14 protein-coding genes are annotated in these 18,250 nt (G+C 58.6%); 6 read left to right on the top strand and 8 right to left on the bottom strand.

The genetic code is table 11. From position 1 onward, the window contains the following. Positions 1–62 precede the first annotated feature (62 nt). Positions 63–611: a GNAT family N-acetyltransferase gene (locus RR51_RS05855; RefSeq protein WP_023661503.1), complete on the top strand. Its 549-nt coding sequence runs from the start codon at positions 63–65 to the stop codon at positions 609–611. Positions 612–638: 27 nt separating this feature from the next. On the opposite strand, the gene RR51_RS05850 is transcribed toward RR51_RS05855, so the two are convergent. Next, positions 639–1,565, bottom strand: a complete 927-nt coding sequence (locus RR51_RS05850) for a universal stress protein (protein WP_039612897.1) — start codon at positions 1,563–1,565, stop codon at positions 639–641. 372 nt (positions 1,566–1,937) lie between these two features. On the opposite strand from RR51_RS05850, the gene RR51_RS05845 reads away from it, so the two are divergent. The 3 genes from RR51_RS05845 to RR51_RS05835 are packed head-to-tail and all read left to right on the top strand — an operon-like array spanning position 1,938 to position 4,233. Beyond that, entirely contained in the window at positions 1,938–2,186 is a 249-nt protein-coding gene (locus tag RR51_RS05845; RefSeq protein WP_236693254.1) for a hypothetical protein, read from the top strand. Between the two features lie 2 nt (positions 2,187–2,188). Beyond that, on the top strand, positions 2,189–3,010 hold the full coding sequence (locus RR51_RS05840) for a helix-turn-helix domain-containing protein (RefSeq protein WP_039612895.1): 822 nt from the start codon (positions 2,189–2,191) through the stop codon (positions 3,008–3,010). Next, positions 2,995–4,233, top strand: coding sequence for an MgtC/SapB family protein (locus RR51_RS05835; RefSeq protein WP_039612894.1), 1,239 nt, complete (start codon positions 2,995–2,997; stop codon positions 4,231–4,233). Before RR51_RS05840 ends, RR51_RS05835 begins: the two co-directional genes overlap by 16 nt. Positions 4,234–4,358: 125 nt before the next feature. On the opposite strand, the gene RR51_RS05830 is transcribed toward RR51_RS05835, so the two are convergent. The 7 genes from RR51_RS05830 to gcvA form a co-directional block, all read right to left on the bottom strand. Further along, a complete protein-coding gene (locus RR51_RS05830) occupies positions 4,359–5,987 on the bottom strand; it encodes a mechanosensitive ion channel family protein (protein WP_039612893.1) in 1,629 nt (542 codons plus the stop codon). A 147-nt stretch (positions 5,988–6,134) separates the two neighbouring features. Next, on the bottom strand, positions 6,135–7,337 hold the full coding sequence (locus RR51_RS05825) for an MFS transporter (RefSeq protein ID WP_039612892.1): 1,203 nt from the start codon (positions 7,335–7,337) through the stop codon (positions 6,135–6,137). A gap of 438 nt (positions 7,338–7,775) precedes the next feature. Then, the gene (locus RR51_RS05820) at positions 7,776–9,413 is read right to left on the bottom strand and encodes a BCCT family transporter (protein ID WP_039612891.1); all 1,638 of its coding nucleotides are present in this window, start codon (positions 9,411–9,413) and stop codon (positions 7,776–7,778) included. A gap of 317 nt (positions 9,414–9,730) precedes the next feature. Further along, positions 9,731–11,227, bottom strand: coding sequence for a CoA-acylating methylmalonate-semialdehyde dehydrogenase (locus RR51_RS05815; protein WP_039612890.1), 1,497 nt, complete (start codon positions 11,225–11,227; stop codon positions 9,731–9,733). 45 nt (positions 11,228–11,272) lie between these two features. Further along, complete coding sequence (locus tag RR51_RS05810) at positions 11,273–12,430, bottom strand: iron-containing alcohol dehydrogenase (protein WP_039612889.1); 1,158 nt, start codon at positions 12,428–12,430, stop codon at positions 11,273–11,275. A gap of 124 nt (positions 12,431–12,554) precedes the next feature. Continuing rightward, entirely contained in the window at positions 12,555–15,053 is a 2,499-nt protein-coding gene (locus RR51_RS05805) for a CoA transferase (RefSeq protein ID WP_039612888.1), read from the bottom strand. 213 nt (positions 15,054–15,266) lie between these two features. Continuing rightward, positions 15,267–16,190 (bottom strand): transcriptional regulator GcvA, encoded by a 924-nt coding sequence (gene gcvA / locus RR51_RS05800; protein ID WP_039612887.1) that lies wholly within the window; start codon positions 16,188–16,190, stop codon positions 15,267–15,269. 80 nt (positions 16,191–16,270) lie between these two features. Here gcvA and acuR point away from each other — a divergent pair, with 80 nt between their 5' ends. Together acuR and acuI are read left to right on the top strand one after the other, a co-directional pair. After that, on the top strand, positions 16,271–16,903 hold the full coding sequence (gene acuR / locus RR51_RS05795; RefSeq protein WP_177328643.1) for an acrylate utilization transcriptional regulator AcuR: 633 nt from the start codon (positions 16,271–16,273) through the stop codon (positions 16,901–16,903). A gap of 47 nt (positions 16,904–16,950) precedes the next feature. After that, on the top strand, positions 16,951–17,934 hold the full coding sequence (gene acuI, locus RR51_RS05790) for an acrylyl-CoA reductase (NADPH) (RefSeq protein WP_039612885.1): 984 nt from the start codon (positions 16,951–16,953) through the stop codon (positions 17,932–17,934). The last annotated feature ends 316 nt before the right edge of the window (positions 17,935–18,250 follow it).

Below are 18,250 nucleotides of genomic sequence, written 5' to 3'. Positions count from 1 at the left end.
CGGCGCCGCCCAGCGCGGTACAACAGCTCTGGCAAGCATCGACCAGGTGACCGGGAGGCGACATGAACAGGCAGCAGACTGAAAAGCCAGACGCGTGCGAGCATTGGATCGAAAAGCTTTCTGATGGCTCTGCCGTACTGATCCGCCCCCTGCGCGAGGAAGACCGCGAGAGGGACCGCCGCTTTCTCAGCACGATCGCCTACGAGGCCCGGCGTTTCCGCTTCATTGCCGGCCTCTGTGGCGGTGTGCCGAGCCTGGATGCGCAGCATATGCCAGTGGATCATCACCAGTGCGAAGCCTACGTTGCCCTGGTCCATGCAGATGGCCAGTTGCGCCAGATCGGGGTCAGCCGGTATGCCAGTGTTCCCGGCAGCCTCCAGTGCGAATGCGCGGTAGCCGTAAATGAAGAATGGCAACGCAAGGGGCTGGGCCGGCTGCTGATGCAGCACCTGATCGCGGCCGCGAAGCGCAATGGCTTCCACTGCATGATCTCCAGGGACCTGGCGAACAACTACGCCATGCACCGGCTGACCAAGACCCTGGGGTTCACCTCCCGCTACCTGGGTGGCGATGTCAGCGAAATCCTTCACGAACTCGATCTTCACGCCTGAAAGCAAGGCCCTTTCGGGCCTTGTCCCTCAGCCTTGGGAATGCTCTGGTGATATCACCAGCACGCTGCTGGACAACCGATGCAATACCCGCTCCGCAGTGCTACCGATGAACCAGCCAATGCCGCGATGGTGGTAACTGCCCATGACCAGCACATCGATATCATTGTTGTCCATGAACAGCGCCAGCACCTTGGCCGGGTCTCCCAGCCGCAGGTGGCGGTGTTCGGCGGCGATACCGTTGCGTTCGGCCAGTGCCTGGAATGCCTCGCTTTGCGCCTCATGCAGCGTCTGGGCGAGGTTGGAGTCGAACAGAAACGAATGCTCGCGGCTGCCGCCTGAGTCCAGGTACATGGACCCCAGGTCGTAGGCATATAGCAGTTCGATCTGGGCGTTGCACTGTAATGCCAGTTTCAGCGCTTCACTGATGATCTGGTCGTTGAACCCCTCGAACTGGTCCTCGGGGCGGGACAGGTCCACGGCAGCCAGAATCTTGCGCGGCAGCGCGTGGCTGGCCTGATGCACCAGGTGCAGGGGGATGCGGGTTTCCCGCAGCAACTGAATGTCGAGCGAGGTGAACATCGCCCGCGCCCACCAGGGTTCATGCTCGAAGGCCTTGATCAGCATGGCAAACGGCTGCTCGCGCAGGTGGACGAGGATCTCGTCCAGCGGATGCTGCACCCATACCACTTCGGTGGTGACCGTGACCCCGTTACGGCGCATCGAAAGCGCTTGGGTTTCAAGCCATCCACGGTGTTGCTGTACATAACCTTCACGCATCACAGCCAGTGCCTGGTCGTTGACCAGGCCCGCCGTGGCAAGGCCTTCGAGATAGTCGAAAGCAACGATATGCAGGGCCATGCCCTTGGCCTTGGCCAGCGCAGCCGCACGGTCGTAGACCGGGGTGCGCCGCATCAGGGGCGAGGCGATCAGCAGGAGTCTTTGCGGGTTGTCCATGGCGCACCTCAGCGGTTGGGAAGTGTTCCTGGATCATCCATCACCCGCACCTGGCGGATTTGATGTTTATCAACTGAACCACTGGGCGGACAAACGGCAACGCCCGCTGGGCGAAAATTTGATGCTGGTCAAAGCTCCTGGCCCTTAACGGCGCAATCTGACCCTACACCAACAACAATCATCGAATGCCCCGGAGGCGTGCCATGGCGCTCATGAAAACCATCGAATGTCGCCTATGGACGTTCGCCAACCGGCGCGATAGTGCGATGAAAATGGCCATCACGCCCTGAACACCCCTGTTGCCGGCAGGGATGCCTTCGTTTTCGCATGGATTTGCAGTTGGTTTGCTCATGCATGCTTTTGGAGGCTTCCATGAACATCTACGTCGAAAATAGCCCTCAGCAGAACCGCTGGTGGGTCCGCATGGACGACTGCCGGGTGAGCTTCAATACGTCCGCCGAAGCGCAAGCCTTTGTCGACCGGTTGAATGCGCGCCTCAACGCGCCCCACTCGCGGGACATGCTCGCCGACTGGTCACCACGCCCAGGTATGGGCAGCGTTGGCAAACCCAATGCAGGGATGGCAGCCCAGGCAGGTCTCCGATGCGCGAAGGAGGCCTGAAAATGACTGGCCTACTGAAAGTGACCTTGCTCGACCAACCTGCAGCGTCGAGCCCGGCAACACCGATTCACCTGAAACCGCTGACGACCCTGTGCACAGAGTGCCGTGTCAGCGGGCTGTGCCTGCCCACCGGTCTACCCGTGCATGACAACAGTTGCCTGGGCGCACTGATCGGCCCGCGCATGCGTATTCGCAAAGGCGCCGCGCTGTTCAACGCCAACGATCCGCTGACGACGCTTTATGCCGTGCGCTGTGGCAGCTTCAAGACCAGCCTGAACAGCGCCGAAGGCCAGGGAGTGGTGATCAATTTCTGGATGCCGGGCGATGTACTTGGGCTCGACGCCATCGCCACCGAACATCACGTATGCGATGCCATTGCCCTGGAAGACAGCGAGGTGTGCCCTGTCCCCTATCGCCGGCTGCAGGCATTGGCGCGTGACTTTCCCGTCCTGCAGCAAAGCCTGAACCGTTTGATGAGCCGAGAAATCGTGCGTGAGCATGAGCGGGTGCTGATGCTGTGCAACCTCACCGCCGAACAGCGCCTGGCAAGCTTCCTGGTTGGGTTGTCACAGCGCTTCGTCAGCCGCGGTTACTCTGCCCACGGCTTCATGCTGCGCATGTCCCGGGAAGACATGGCTTCGTACCTGGGCCTGCGCCTGGAAACCGTGTGTCGCTCGGTCGCCCGCTTGCGCGCGCTGGGCATCGTCAGCATGCGTGGCAGGCTTGTCGAGATACTCGATCTGCCAGCCTTGATAGCCCTCGAGCAAGGCAGCGCGGAGGTCAGCCCCAAGGACACCCCGAAGGCGCCATGCTCGACGCGGTGAATGTCAGCCACGGTGCCGTCGCGCTGGGCATCGGCATGCTGGTGGGGCTTGAGCGCGAGCGCAAGAAAGGCCGCAATGAAGATCATGCCGCTGCTGGCCTCAGGACCTTCGCCATCACCGCCCTGCTGGGCTACGTCAGCATGTTGCTGGCCGGGCCGGTGCTGGTCGGGGTCGCCAGCCTGGGCCTGGTTCTGATGCTGTGCATGCATTACCGAAAACACGCCGACAAAGACCCTGAAGTCACCAGCGAAATCGCCCTGCTACTGGTGCTGACGCTGGGCGCACTGAGCCTTGACGAGCCAGAACTTGCCACGGCGGTCGGCGTGGTGCTGACCGTGCTGCTGGCACTGCGCCGCGAGCTGCACCATTTCGTGCTCCAGCAGCTGAGCGAGGAAGAGCTGCGCGATGGTTTGATGCTGCTGACGGTAGCGCTGGTGGTGCTACCGTTGACACCGGACAGGTTCATGGGGCCGTATGGCGCACTCAACCCTCGCACCATCTGTACGCTGGTCGTCCTGCTGATGACCGTCGGTGCACTGGGGCATATCGCCTTGCGTCTGGTGGGCCCACGCTACGGCTTGCCCCTGAGCGCGATCGCCTCAGGTTTCGCCTCCGGCACGGCAACCATTGCGCTGCTTGCCCATGAGGCACGTCGGCAAGTCACAGCCGTGAGGCCCTTGGCCGCCGCTGCCGTACTGTCGAACCTCGCCAGCATCGCGCAATTCGCCCTGGTGCTAGGCATCGTCGACCGACACCTGTTGAAGCCTTTCGTGGCCTCGATCGGGCTCGGTACCGTGGGTACGGTGGTTTACGGCACTTTGTTGCTTGCGCCCTGGCGCAGCGACCAAGGCACGTCAACAGCGCATCAGGGCGATGGTGCCTTCGATCTCTTCACAGCCCTGATCATCACCGTCGCGCTGACCGGAATCGCCTTGTTCTGTGCATTTCTACTTCACCATCTGGGCCACAACGGGGTCAGTATCGCGGCCTTCATCAGCGGATTGGCCGATGCTCACGTAGCGACAGCGTCGGTCGCCTCACTGGTCGTTGCCGGTAGACTCGGTGTAGATGGCCTGGTAGTACCCGGTTTACTGGCATTGACCGGCAACACCTTGACCAAATGCATTCTGTCCCTCGGTAGTGGCGGCTTCAGCTTCGGGAGATACCTTGTTCCCGGCCAACTGGTCATCCTCGGCGCAATGTGGCTGGGGCTTTTGATATGAGGTTGTATCAGCAACCTGAAGAGGCGTGCCCGCAACGAAGCCGGCCAGGAAGGCAGCGGCCTGGCCAACGCGGGTTCGGGAGCACCGTCGGCAGCATGGCGACCCCGTGATCGCCGGTTATGACGCTATTCCCCCTGCTGGCCAACCTCAGGTTTCCGCGCAGGTGCCGTGAACCAGCGCTCGTGCGGCACCCACTTTTCCTGCGCGGGGTCGCCCAGGTAATGCGGCGACATGATCTGCACCCCGTACTCGTTGAACACATCCTGAATGTTGCCGTGCAACAGGCTCAGCAGTTCTGCCCTTGGGCGTGGCTCACTCGGCACCGCCTGCGCCACCAGGCGATACTCGGGGTAGAAATCCGAAAGCCCGGTCTGAAACACCTGCGGCCTGGGTTTTTCCAGTATGCCGTCGGTACGCTTGGCCGCCTCCACCAGCATCGCCTCCACTTGGCGCCACGGCGTGTCGTAACCGATGGTGACCACAGTATCGACGATGTAGCCCTGCCCCTGTACAACACGTGAAAAATTGCGTGTCACCGAGCCGGTGATCATCGAGTTGGGCAAGGTCAACACTTCGCCCAGTCCAGTGCGGATCGTGGTGTTGAACATGCCGACTTCGGTCACCGTGCCCTCGTGGTCACCTACCCGCACATACTCGCCAGCCTTCAAGGTGCGTGAATAGGTCAGGATCAGGCCCGCTGCCGCCTGCCCGACAATGCTGGAGGCGCCGAGAGAAATCATCAGCCCGAGCAGCACCGACAGCCCCTTGAAGGCGTCGGTGCCGGAACCCGGCAGGTACGGGTACGCCATCACCAGGGCGAACAGCCAGATGGCAAGTGAGGTCAGGCGTGTGGTTGGCTGCAGGGTTTCCTCGGTCAGCCACTTGAGGGTGCCCGGCCGGGCCATGCGCTCCAGCAGGCGCCGACTGAAGCCACTGATACCGCGGGCGATGAAAAAAATGATGATAGCCACGGCGATGCCGGGAATTGCCTGCAAAATGCCGTCGAGCAGATAACGTAACAGGTCGATCAAGTGGACGTTGAGGCTTTCCCCCCAAGGCCGGGTGTAGGGGAATTGCGACAGCACGAAGCTCAGCCACTGGTAGCTCAGCAACAGTACTACGCCCCAGTGCAGCAGCCGTAACAGGCGTTCGATCACGGTGTAGACCAGCTGCATGTCCAACAGCGGCATTTGCCCGAGCCGTATCTGCCGGGCGCGCTCGCGCATCAGCTGCGGCAACAGGCCTTGGAGCTTGCGCCGAGCCAGATTGGTGCCCTTGATGAGCACCACGTAGATCAACGTGGCCAGCACCGAGTAGCCTGCTGCCTTGAGCAGAAAGCGCAGGCTGCGGGCCTGACCGGTCTCGTCGACCACCAGGCGCAGCATAGCGGCTGCCTGCTCGGCGGCTTCGCGAGTATCGCCACCGGCCAGGCCCAGGTCCTGCGGCGCAATGATGAAGGCACGCCGCCCTCCCAATAACACCAGGTGGCTATTCAGGATGGGGTCGACGCTGACCTTCAGCTCATCAGTCCCGCGCAAGGCCTCGTCGATCACGGCTGTGGCCCGTTGCACCCGCGCCGCCGGCGTTTCCCCCAGCAGGGTGGCGTGGAAGATGAAGATGCTGCGATTGGCGATGGTCAACTCGGCCGGTTCACCGGGCACGCCATCTGTGGCACTGCCTGCAACCTCGATACCGTGCCCGGCCATGGGCTGCAGGGTGAAAAGAATCAACAGCAGGCAACAAAGGCGCTTCATCATGAATTCCCCGGGCCCCTATGGCGAAAACCATGCAGGTAGTGATAGCACAGCGTTTACTGCCCAGAGCCGAGGAACCAGCGGAAATACGGGTTGCTGCCGTCCTGCTCGCTGTCTTCGGACCGATAATAATTTCTTTGACATCAATCAAATGGCACTCGTGCTCAATTGACTGATCGGCGCCTCTCTCACGGCCCAGTTGACTGCAGCAGCAATCAGGCTTAGAACAACCGCGGTCTTCCAGACCAAATCATAGCTCCCCGTCATATCGTAAGCCGCCCCCCCGACCCAACCGCCCAAGAAGGCGCCAACCTGATGGAAGAGGTAGACAAGTCCGCCAAGCATCGAGAGATTGCGAACACCAAATACCGAAGCCACCACCCCATTTGTCAATGGAACGGTTGAAAGCCAAAGAAAGCCCATAGCCATTCCAAACAGGTAAGCCGTGACATTACTCACCGGGATAGCGACAAAGGCGACGATGACCGCTGCTCGCATCAGGTAGAGCGCCGTTAGCAGCTTCGGTTTGGACATTCGCCCGCCGAGCCAGCCGGCTGTGTAGGTTCCCAGAATATTGAAAAGCCCAATGAGTGCAAGAACCGTGGTGCCCGTTTGGGCAGTAAGCCCCTTGTCCATCAGGTACGCAGGCAAATGGACGCCAATGAAAACGACCTGAAAACCACAAACGAAAAATCCAAATGTAAGAAGCCAGAAGTCAGGATGCGAACTCGCCGCCCGAAGCGCTTGCACGATACTCTGGTCACCGGGCTTTCGCTCAGTCGGGGCATCTTTCAACATAGCGACCAGGGGGATGATGAGCGAGGACAACAGGGCGAGAACCAAAAGTGCTTTCTCCCAGCCAATTCCTTGGATGAGCCCCAGAGAGCCGGGGAGCATCGCGAACTGGCCAAAGGATCCCGCTGCGCTCGCAAGCCCCATTCCCGTACTTCGTTTTTCAGCTGGTAGTGCCCGTGCCACCACGCCCAGGAGCACTGAGAAGGATGTGCCGGAAAGGCCAATGCCGATGAGCACGCCCGCACTCATCATCAAAGTCGACGCCGAGTCGGAGAAACTCATGCAGACCAAGCCCAAGACGTAGAACACGCCCCCTACTCCAACGACTTTACCCGCACCATATCGATCGGCCAGAGCCCCAGCGAATGGCTGTGCGAACCCCCACACCAAGTTTTGTATTGCGATCGCAAACGAAAAGACCTCCCGTCCCCATCCAAATTGAGCACTCATTGGCGACAGAAAAAGCCCGAAGCCGTGCCGAATCCCTAGCGACAATGACAATATCACTGCACTACCCAACAATACCCACCGGCTATCTCGCAAGACATGCGCCATGAAAAATTCCTGTCTAATTCTTGTCCAGTCAGAGGCATTACCAAAACCAAACCAACTCTCGCACCCGGCTTATCAAAAGCCCTGAAAGCCTAATGGCCAACAACGCAAAGTGAAGGTTCGCGAAACATAACGCACGACTCAGATAGACAGTTGATCAGTCGCGACATATCGGAGAGATTCGCGACGCAAATGGCACACCAGCCGCCGAGCAAAACCTGCAGCACTATTCAATAAATCCCTGAGTATCAAACAATAAAAAACACCTCTGAGGGTGCGTTTTCCTTATGACTCTACGGCGCGTGCCAATAACAGGACATAAAACAATCATCGAATATCAGCCAATCCAACAGACACGCTCGACGATACCCTGCCGAATAAAAAGCAAAAAAACCTAGGAAAACCTAGGTTTTTTTGCAAGTAGTACCTTGGATGGCGGCTTTAACGCCTAGGCTCAGGATACGTCGCGCAGAAATCAACCTCCCCAGCCGGGCGCGCATTAATCTCAGGCGTATTGCCAAGCGCGACCGTATCTTCCAAAACAATTTCCCTGGATCCTAGTTCATGTTTAAGGTCTGCACGAATCATGCGAAGCAACGACCAGGTCAGCACACCGAGCACAGGTATCAAAGGCAGCGCGACGACAATGGTAGAAGTCTGAACAGCTTTCAGCCCGCCGACCTTGAGAAGCCCGATGCCAATGACCGCCAGTGACAGCGCCCATACAATCCGCAGCCAGCGCTGAGGTTCTTCATAACCGCTCAGCTCATTGGATGTAACCGACGCAAGCACATAAGCTGCCGAATCAAGCGTCGTTGCCAGGAATACAAAGCAAAGAAGAACGAAAGCGCCAATAACGAGACTTGAAAACGGCATGGTTTTCAAGATGGCGAGTACTGCCGCCGGAATACCCTGTGCTGACAGAATAGCACTGACATCCAGCTCGCCTGTCAGCTGCAGATTAAGCGAGTAGCCGCCCCAGACAGCGAAGAACACCCAGCAACCCAGGCTCCCCCACACAAGCTCCGCCAAGATGAGTTCCTTGATCGTCCGACCTCGAGAAATACGAGCAACAAACAACCCCATCATGGGTGCATAGGCAATCCACCAGGCCCAATAGAAAATTGTCCAGTCCTGAGGGAACGTACCTTTGGCAACTGGGTCCGTCCACAGACTCATGTGGATGAAATTATTGACCATCAGGCCCAGGCTGTTGGCCCAACCATTGATGAGCAACAAGGTGGGGCCAACAACCGCAGCGAACAAAAGAAGCGCAAATGCCAAATAGACATTGATATCACTGAGTATCTTTATCCCCTTGCTCAGCCCAAACCAGACACTCATGCCGAACATCAATGTCCAGAGTGCCAAAACGCACATGTCAAACAAAAAGGACTGCTGTATTCCAAAGATGCCACTGGCCAAGGTCGAGACCAGAGGCACAGCCAAACCAAGGGACGTGCCCACGCCGCCGACAATACCGAAAACCACCACGGTATCAAGCGTAATACCCATCCAACCGTTCGACTTGTCGCCCAAGACACCACGCGCGGCCACCGACAATCTCACACCGGGCTGTCGACGAACATACATCGAGTAGGCAATTGGCAAGGCCGGCAAGCAGTAGAATGCCCACGGGGTCAGCCCCCAGTGGAACTGACCATAGGTCAACGCCCACTCTGCCGCCTCACGACTGTGAGCAGCCACATTCAAAGGAGGGGCATTAAAATAATAAATTGGCTCTACCCAGGCCCAGTTAACGATGGCTATGCCGATACCGCCGCAAAAAATCATGGCGACCCAGCTGAAATAGGAAAACTCCGGAACGTCACTCTTTCGTCCAAGGCGAATATTGCCGTAACGCCCGAACGCCATCCACAGCAGGAACACGACAGTCATCAAACCGGAAACCAGGTAGAGCCAACCAAACTTCCCGGTCGCAAACGCAAACATCTGATTTATTACCGCATTCCCCGCCTCGGGAAATACAATAAGCGGAATCGTGACGCCAAGTATCACTGCAATCGATGGCCAAAATACACGACCATCCAACGAGGCACCATCTTTTAACTTACTCATTTGGCATATCTCCTCAGAACGTTCGATTCAACACCAGGCATCTGTTGAATACAAATATGTCAAGCACGATTACAACCCCTGCTCAAACAGATCTAGTCCCTTGGAGAGATGAAAGGCCGCTAGCCTTTCCCGAACATATATTGTGCTTATTATTCATATTCGCCTCTAATTGTATTTAATTATTATTTCAGCGGCACAACCAAATAAACCTCAACCCGCAACTGACACCACCGGTATTCGGCACGACTGCGAGCGGCACTCATTGCCACAAAAAGATGGGTGCCTGGCGGCAGTCAGGCACTCACCTTGTCCAATCCTTACTTCATCGTCGGCATGGAGAACTCAACGCCCTCCCGGACACCTGACGATGGCCAGCGCTGGGTGACTGTCTTGCGTCGGGTGTAGAACCTCACGCCATCCGGCCCGTATGCATGCAAATCACCGAACAGCGAGCGCTTCCAGCCGCCGAAGCTGTGGTAGGCGACGGGCACTGGCAAAGGAACGTTGATGCCAACCATGCCCACCTTGATGTTGTCGGAGAAATAGCGTGCTGCTTCGCCGTCCCGGGTGAAGATGCACGTACCATTGCCGTACTCGTGTTTGTCGATCAGCGCCATTGCTTCCTGCATGCTGTTGACACGTACGACCTGCAGAACCGGCCCGAAGATCTCTTCCTTGTAGCTCTGCATGTCTGGGGTAACGTGGTCGATCAGCGTGCCACCGACGAAGAAACCTTCCTCGTAGCCAGCAACGTCTGGCTCACGCCCGTCGACAACCACGGTTGCACCCTGCTGTTCAGCACTGTTGATGTAGCCAACCACTTTTTGCTGGTGCTGCCGGGTGATCACCGGGCCGAAGTCGTTCTTGCTGTCGGTGTACGCGCCCACCTTCAGGTTTTTCATGGCTTCTTTCATCTTGCCGATCAAGGCATCGGCTGCCGCGTCACCCACCGCAACGGCGACCGACAGCGCCATGCAGCGCTCACCGGACGAGCCGAATGCAGCCCCCAGCAGCTGGTTGACCGCATTGTCGATATCGGCGTCTGGCATGACGATGGCGTGGTTCTTGGCCCCACCGAGTGCCTGGCAGCGTTTGCCGTGGGCGGTGGCGGTGGCGTAGATGTACTCGGCAACCGGCGTCGAACCCACGAAGCTGACCGCCTGAATGCGCGAGTCGCGCAGCAGGATGTCGACCGCCTCCTTGTCCCCGTTCACCACGTTCAGCACGCCCTTGGGCAGACCGGCTTCGTGCAGCAGTTGCGCAATGAACAGCGTGGAGCTTGGGTCGCGTTCGGAAGGCTTGAGAATGAAGCAGTTCCCCGCTGCAATGGCCACAGGGATCATCCACAGCGGTACCATCACAGGGAAGTTGAATGGCGTGATGCCTGCAACCACGCCCAACGGCTGGAATTCGCTCCAGGCATCGATGTTCGGGCCGACATTCTTGCTGTGTTCGCCTTTGAGTAGCTCGGCGATCCCGCAGGCGTACTCGACGTTCTCGATGCCACGCTGCAGTTCGCCTGCAGCATCATGGGAAATTTTCCCGTGTTCTTCACCAATGAGTTTGCAGATCGCATCTGCGTTCTGCTCCAGCAGCTCTTTGAAACGGAACATGATGCGGGCCCGCTTGATGGGCGGCGTATCACGCCAGGCCGGGAAAGCAGCTTCAGCAGTCGCGATGGCGTGCTCTAGCGTTTGGCTCGATGCCAAGGCGACCTGGCGTGCCACCTGGCCGGTGGCGGGATTGAAAACATCCTGGGTGCGCTTGGATTCGACAACGACTTCGCCGTTGATCAGATGACCGACAGTATTCATGTGAAACTCCACTTTTTGTTATTCAGATAATGCGTTGGTGCCGGGTTACCAAAGGCTGCGGTAAAGCTCGACCATCTCTGCCTCGGTCGGGACACGCGGGTTGTTGCCAGGTGAGCCGGAAGCCAGCGCCTGGGCGGCCATGGTTGGCATCAGCTCGAAGAATTTCTCGCGGTCGATTCCGAATTGCGCGGGGGTGGGCACATTCAGTTCTTCGTTGATAGCCACCAACTCTTCCAGCAGTTTTTCCACGGCGGATTGGTCCGTGTCGCTTTGAGTGGCGACGCCCATTGCACGCGCGCAATCGGCATACCGGTCACGGGCAGCGGGAATCGAAAATGCCGTCACTTCGGGGAGCAGCATGGCGTTCGACAGGCCATGAGGCACATGGAATGCGGCGCCAATTGGGCGACTCATGCCATGCACCAGGGCAACAGAGGCCGCCGAGAATGCCAGGCCCGCCAGGGTCGATCCCAGCATCACGGCCTCCCGTGCGGCACGGTCGGCCCCGTTGTGGTAGACCTTGCGAAGGTTTGGCCCGATAAGGCGCATGGCGGCCAGTGCCTGGGCATCACTGAACAGATTCGCTTTTTTGCTGACGTAAGCCTCGATGGCATGCGTCAGCGCGTCGATACCGGTGTCCGCCGTCACGCGGGGCGGCAACGAGAGAGTGAGCTCATAGTCGACCAGTGCCGCAACAGGCATGAAGCCTGCGCCGACGCACAGCATTTTTTCGTCAGTCGACTCATCGGTAATGATGGTGAAACGGGTGACTTCGGAGCCAGTGCCGGCAGTCGTTGGAATGGCAATGATCGGCAAGCCCATCTCGGTGACATTGCGCGGGAACTTGTAGTCGCGCATGACTCCGCCGAACCTGGCCAGGATGCCGATCGCTTTGGCGCTGTCGATCGGGCTTCCGCCGCCCAGTGCGATGATGCTGTCATAGCCCCCTTCCCTGGCGGTCGCGACGCCGGCCTGGATCGAAGCGACGGTAGGCTCGGGGACGGTGTCGGAGAATACGTCGACCTCTATTGCGTGTTCTGCCAGAACTGCGCTGATACGACCGGCATAACCCAACTCAACCATCATTCGGTCAGTGATGATGAGTGGTTTATGGCAGCCGAGGCTGGCCAGTACCTGATGGATCTGCTGGCTGGCACCGGCACCGGTTTGCAGGATACGTGGGAGGATGCTGTTGTAAGTCATGGCTCTATCTCATTTCCTGGGCATGAACGCGCCCGCGAGCAGCCTTGGGCTCGTGTTCGCTTGATCGGTCAATCGGCAAGCAAGGGGCGTTTCAAAGGCCTGCCCCTTGACCTGCCTTCAGCAGTCAGCTCGGCAGATATTCCTCACTCCAGGATTCGCCGATTGCGCCGGCGTCCAGGAGTGACTGAATCTGAGCCTCGGTATAGCCGTAGCGGCCCAACACCTTGCGAGTCGAAGTGCCAAACTTCTCGGCGGGTGGCAGCGCTCGAATACGCGCTACCCGTGGGCGAATGGCGTAGGGGTCCAGCTGCGTGACCCGATGACCGCTCGGATGGTCGCTGTAGACGCTGAAGGAGTAGCTGCCATTCTCGGTACCTGGCAGGCCATCAGCGGCACGGCTGTACTGGCTGCGCAGGTGATCGATGTTGTCCGGCACCGCGGCAGCGATGTTGGCCGCCTGCAGACGCTCCTGAAGGAAAGCGCTGCTCGTGCGGGCAATGACCGCTTGCAGATAGGCAGCGCGATCACTGGCGGACGCCAAGCCGCTGAACTCTTTGATGTCGGCGAATTTGTGCAGTTCTGGCTCGGACGCATCCAGGTAGATCCAGCCATCCGCCGTCTTGTAGAAGCGCGAAAGATCGCTGTAGCCAACCACGTCGCGCCCGGACGGTTCATTGAATGGCGCTCGACCTGCGTAGTCATAGCAGAACGGGATCTGCACCAGATTCCCCAGTGAAGCCAGAGAGGTGCGCGCCCGGTAGACTTCGCCGGAGTGGTGTTTGCGATAAAGCGCCGTTGCGACGCCCAGCGCGGCAGCAAACCCACACATCACGTCGATGGTACCGACGTGGGCATGTTCTTCCGGGGTTTCCATGCCACCACCAAAACGCAGCATGATCCCGGTCGTGGCCTGGATGAGATCGTCATACCCCAGATAATCGGTGCGAGGGCCACGGCGGGGGCCACCGAAACAATCGAGCTGGCAGAAGATCACTCCAGGATTCACCGCCTGAAGGCTGGCCTCATCCAGGCCCAGCGGTGCCAATTGGCGATCGGGCGCGTTCATGACGATGACATCGACCTCCCGCACAAGACGATTGAACACCTCTCGCCCTTCGCAAGAGTTCAAGTCAACCAGTACACTTTCCTTGCCCCGTGCCGAAGACATACCGAAGACCACGGTATTCCAGGGATCATAGTTAGGAACGACAGGGTCGAGCTTGATGACGTCTGCCCCGAAGCGGCCCAGGAACGACGTCGAGTGGGGCCCCGCGATGACGTTGGTCAGGTCTAGAATCTTGACGCCTTCAAGCCAGCCGGCAGGTTTGTCGAGCTTGGCAGGCGGCAAGGCAGGAGCCGAACGCTCGGACAGTGTTGCCAACGCTTGCTCATAGCTCACCTCGCGACGCGAAAGAGGTTTCAGCATCGGCTCTGAGCACCCCTCCAGCCAGGCAATTGGGCCAGGCTGTTTCATGACGCCAAACTCGCGATCATTGACCTCAACGATCAGCCCGGCAGTATTCGAATGCTCGTCATGGAGCCACTCCTGGGTCGACCTGTGCGGAGCCCCAGGGAAACGCCCCTCACCGAAGATGACTTCCCACTCCGCCGCTGTCTTGGTCAGGAATACTTCTTTCATCCGCGCGGAAATGCGTGCGGCCCAATCAGCAGGCAGCGGGTAGACACCCAACGATGCATTACCTTCCCACTGGTCAATGGGCAGGTAGGGGTCATCAACCTTGGGCAAACCGGCGGCAACCATTTCCTCGTAGATGCCCATAGCCTGCAGACAGCGCTTGGCATGCTCACGATGCGATGGGCAAACGGCGTAGAATTTACGACCATCCGCGCATTCATAGGTACGGTAGAACGGGTCGAGGAACTCCTGCAGATCCTGATAGCTCAAGTTCATCGGCAGGTTCTCGGCGCGACGACGCTCACTCTCCTTCTCTCGCAGGGTCTTGTAGCGCAGCGGGTAACCATCGATCTTGATCGAGTTGTACGACAGACCTTCCATCACCGCTGATGCCAAGGGAACTTCGATCTGATCGCCAACGCCATTCTTTTCACGCGCCTGCAGAGCAAGCACTACAGAAGATACAGCAAGCATGGTGCCGTACGCAGACGCCAAGGGAAGCGGCGAGAAACTAGGGTTGATACCCATCAGTACGCGGTTTTGACCCATGTCGGTGAACACACCGGAGGCCGAAGCGATCACCGCCTCGGTAGCACGCCATTGCGCACGCAGTTCGTCATCACTGGCAAACCCTGGAATCGACAACGTGATCAACTCAGGACGAGCACGCCGCAGCTCTGCGAAATCGAGGCCCAGCCTGGGCATGACACCAGGCCGGAAATTTTCAATCACGATATCGGCACGGGAGATGAGTTCGCGAGCCTGATGCAGCCCCTCTGGCGTTTTCAGATCCAGCCGCATGCACAGTTTGTTGCGATTAAGCGTGGCATTTGCCGGGCTATCCCAGAGAGGCCCTCCCTGCGGGTCGATATGTACGACAGTCGCTCCCAGATCAGCGAGGATCATCGCTACTGCGGGGCCTGCGATGTATTGTCCGAAATCGATGACATTGACGCCTTGCAAAGGCAATTGGTTGGAGTGTTCCATGACGATAACCCTAGGTAGCCCCGTGCCAACGAGATTCGTCGGCGCGGTTATTGTTGTTATTGAGACCTCGTACTAACCGGTCACCTGGACGACTGCACCATCCAAGGGCTTGCGATGTGATTGCTACTTTCAGAAATTCGAAGGCATCGCGAAAGCAATAAAAAATGGCCCTAAGAGGCCATTTTTTTTATTGCTCGGGTACTTTGCTTATCGCTAAGGGTGCTCGTCCTCGTCCGCGCCGGGCTCGACCTTGAAAGCCTGCGCCTCCTCGCACAGCCACTGGGCAAACGCTGCCGCATCGGGATTGACCATGCTGTGTGCTGAATAAACCAGGTAGAACGCCTCCTTGGTCGGTACATGGCGCCCAAGGGGGGCGACGAGCCGGCCTTCGTCCAGAAGATGCCTGACCAATGAAGACCGCGCCAACGCAACGCCCTGGCCCAGTTCAGCCATCGTCAATGCCGAAATAAGGGTGTCGAACTGCATCCCCTGAGAAGAGTCGACGCTCTCTGCGTTGCTCCTCTTGAGCCAATAACCCCAACCTTCTTCATAGCCCAGCACGTGCAGCAACGGGTGCTTTGCAAGGTCCTGTGGACGCTGCAACGGACGTTGCGCAGTGATCAATGCCGGTGAACACACCGGCACCAGCGTGTCCCACGTCAGGCGCTCGGCCTTCATGCCAGGCCAGCGCCCTTGTCCATACCTGATTTCGAGGTCGGCATCGAATTCTGTTTCATCTACCCAGATGTTACTCGCGACTCGGATGCTCACATCCGGGTGCAATGCTTTGAATCGGGGTAACCGGGGGGCGATCCAATGAGTGAAGAACACCAGGCTACTGCGGATGCTGAGCGCGCTTCGATGCCCTTGCCCAAAGATCTCATCCGTCGATGCAGCGAGGCGTTCAACCGACTCTCTCACGACAGGAAAGTAGGATTTTCCCGCCTCCGTAAGCTCAAGCCCGCGCGGGAGACGCTTGAAAAGCGCCTGGCCTAACTGCGATTCCAAAGCCTTGACCTGCTGGCTGATCGCTGCCTGCGTGAGATTGAGTTCTTCGGCGGCATGGGTGAAATTCAGGAGCCGAGCAGAAGCCTCAAAAGCTCGAAGCCAGTTCAGGGGAGGTAAACGCTTTTTCATGACGCATCCAACGCTAGGTTGATCGGGAATCGTGTCGGTCTATGGTTGACATTAGAGACGGACAGTCTAAATTACAACGCATGAATAGCGCCAAACCTGTCCCTCGAAGAGGTCGACCACCCAAAGTTGCACGTGAGCATGGCGAGACGCTTGAGCTTTTGCTGCGTTGTGGCATGGAAATCCTCACAGAGCAGGGCTTTGCTGCCACCGGCATCGATACTGTGCTCAAACGCGTGCAGGTGCCCAAAGGCTCGTTCTATCACTACTTCGACAGCAAAGAGGCATTCGGCCAAGCGGTACTGCAGCGCTATGCCGACTACTTCGCTCGAAAGCTCGATCGCTGCTTCAGCGACCTGAGCGTGTCGCCGCTGCTGAGGCTTTCCAACTTCGTTGAAGAGGCGAAGGTCGGGATGGCCAAGTACCAGTTCCGAAGAGGCTGCCTGGTGGGCAACCTTGGCCAGGAGGTCTTGGTGCTACCCGACAGCTTCCGTGATCAATTGGAACTGACCCTGCAGGACTGGGAGCAGCGCTTGTCTGCCTGCCTGGAGGAAGCGGTCGAGCTGGGCGAGGTGTCTCGCGAGCATGACTGCAAAGCCCTCGCGGCCTACTTCTGGGTTGGCTGGGAGGGTGCCGTTCTTCGTGCACGGCTGACACAGCATGTCCACCCCCTGGACATTTTTTTCCAAGGCTTTCTGACGGGGATCACCCGGTGATTCCTTTCGGGTAATTTAAAGACAACCGGTCTAAATGAGGACAAGCAATGTTCAAGGCCATTCTGATCGATAAGCTGGAAGACAAGTACTCGGCCCGACTCACCGAGCTTGAGGACGACCAACTGCCCACCGGGAACGTGACGGTGAAGGTGGCCTACAGCACCTTGAACTACAAGGATGCGCTGGCTATCACCGGCAAAGGGCCGGTTGTTCGCCAGTTTCCGATGGTGCCGGGCATCGATCTCGCGGGCACTGTCGAAGCCAGTGACGATCCTCGATACCAGCCAGGCGACCGCGTACTGCTCAACGGTTGGGGGGTGGGTGAAAGCCATTGGGGTGGGCTTGCACAAAAGGCGAGATTGAACGGCGACTGGCTGATCCCTCACCCTGGGCACCTGGACGAACGCCAAACCATGGCCATCGGCACCGCTGGATACACCGCCATGCTATGCCTGATGGCCTTGGAGCGCCATGGATTGAAACCCTCCGACGGGCCGGTGTTGGTCACAGGCGCCACGGGCGGCGTCGGTAGTTTCGCCATCAGCCTTCTGGCCAGTGCCGGGTATACCGTCACTGCCGCAACCGGAAAAGCTAGCGAAGCCGCCTACCTGGAAAGCCTCGGGGCAACGGCCATCATCGATCGGGCCGAGCTTTCAGCCCCAGGGCGTCCATTGGCAAAAGAAAGATGGGCAGCCGTTATCGACTCGGTCGGCAGCCATACGCTGGCCAATGCGTGCGCGAGTACAATGTCCGAAGGCCTGGTGGCTGCATGCGGACTGGCTCAGGGGATGGACTTTCCGGCAACCGTTGCACCTTTCATTCTGCGAGGGGTAAGCCTGCTCGGCATCAATAGCGTCACTCAGCCATACGAGCGACGAGTCGAGGCGTGGGAAAGGCTGTCCGATCAACTGAAAATCGACGCACTACCGGTGATGACCAAGGAAATTTGCCTTCAGGGCGCGCTTGCAGCCGCCTCTGAACTGATGGAAGGGAAGATCCGTGGCCGGTTGATTGTGGACGTGAACGGCTAGGATGGTCGCCTGATACGAGGCACATCTTGAAGTAGGGACCCGTCTCGTTGACAGCTGCCGCGCCATTCACCGGCACAACCACTCGTTAAGAGCCCGACGCCCACCACGGCATTGAGGACGGCATATAACTCCGGGCACGGCGGTTCAGGACATCATCCAGTGACACACGGATGCAGCGAAGCGCCGTTTGGTACCACCGGACTTGTTGGTCTGAACTTTGCCGTCCGCCCTGGCTTCCCCTGCATATCCAACACGCAAAGATGCGCCTGCCGGGCAGGTGCCAACGAGCGCTTTGGTATCCGGAGCGTGGCTGGCC

The organism is Pseudomonas sp. C5pp (assembly GCF_000814065.1).
Lineage (GTDB): Bacteria > Pseudomonadota > Gammaproteobacteria > Pseudomonadales > Pseudomonadaceae > Aquipseudomonas > Aquipseudomonas asiatica.
The sequence above is the reverse complement of the archived record's forward strand: the minus strand, read 5'-3'. Positions and strand labels throughout refer to the sequence as shown.

Excerpts from the sequence above, each read along its gene's own strand:
- RR51_RS05830 (WP_039612893.1), bottom strand. The coding sequence starts at position 5,987 with ATGAAGCGCCTTTGTTGCCTGCTGTTGATTCTTTTCACCCTGCAGCCC.
- RR51_RS05850 (WP_039612897.1), bottom strand. The coding sequence starts at position 1,565 with ATGGACAACCCGCAAAGACTCCTGCTGATCGCCTCGCCCCTGATGCGG.
- RR51_RS05855 (WP_023661503.1), top strand. The coding sequence starts at position 63 with ATGAACAGGCAGCAGACTGAAAAGCCAGACGCGTGCGAGCATTGGATC.
- RR51_RS05835 (WP_039612894.1), top strand. The coding sequence starts at position 2,995 with ATGCTCGACGCGGTGAATGTCAGCCACGGTGCCGTCGCGCTGGGCATC.
- acuR (WP_177328643.1), top strand. The coding sequence starts at position 16,271 with ATGAATAGCGCCAAACCTGTCCCTCGAAGAGGTCGACCACCCAAAGTT.
- RR51_RS05815 (WP_039612890.1), bottom strand. The coding sequence starts at position 11,227 with ATGAATACTGTCGGTCATCTGATCAACGGCGAAGTCGTTGTCGAATCC.
- RR51_RS05840 (WP_039612895.1), top strand. The coding sequence starts at position 2,189 with ATGACTGGCCTACTGAAAGTGACCTTGCTCGACCAACCTGCAGCGTCG.
- gcvA (WP_039612887.1), bottom strand. The coding sequence starts at position 16,190 with ATGAAAAAGCGTTTACCTCCCCTGAACTGGCTTCGAGCTTTTGAGGCT.
- RR51_RS05805 (WP_039612888.1), bottom strand. The coding sequence starts at position 15,053 with ATGGAACACTCCAACCAATTGCCTTTGCAAGGCGTCAATGTCATCGAT.
- acuI (WP_039612885.1), top strand. The coding sequence starts at position 16,951 with ATGTTCAAGGCCATTCTGATCGATAAGCTGGAAGACAAGTACTCGGCC.
- RR51_RS05810 (WP_039612889.1), bottom strand. The coding sequence starts at position 12,430 with ATGACTTACAACAGCATCCTCCCACGTATCCTGCAAACCGGTGCCGGT.
- RR51_RS05825 (WP_039612892.1), bottom strand. The coding sequence starts at position 7,337 with ATGGCGCATGTCTTGCGAGATAGCCGGTGGGTATTGTTGGGTAGTGCA.
- RR51_RS05820 (WP_039612891.1), bottom strand. The coding sequence starts at position 9,413 with ATGAGTAAGTTAAAAGATGGTGCCTCGTTGGATGGTCGTGTATTTTGG.
- RR51_RS05845 (WP_236693254.1), top strand. The coding sequence starts at position 1,938 with ATGAACATCTACGTCGAAAATAGCCCTCAGCAGAACCGCTGGTGGGTC.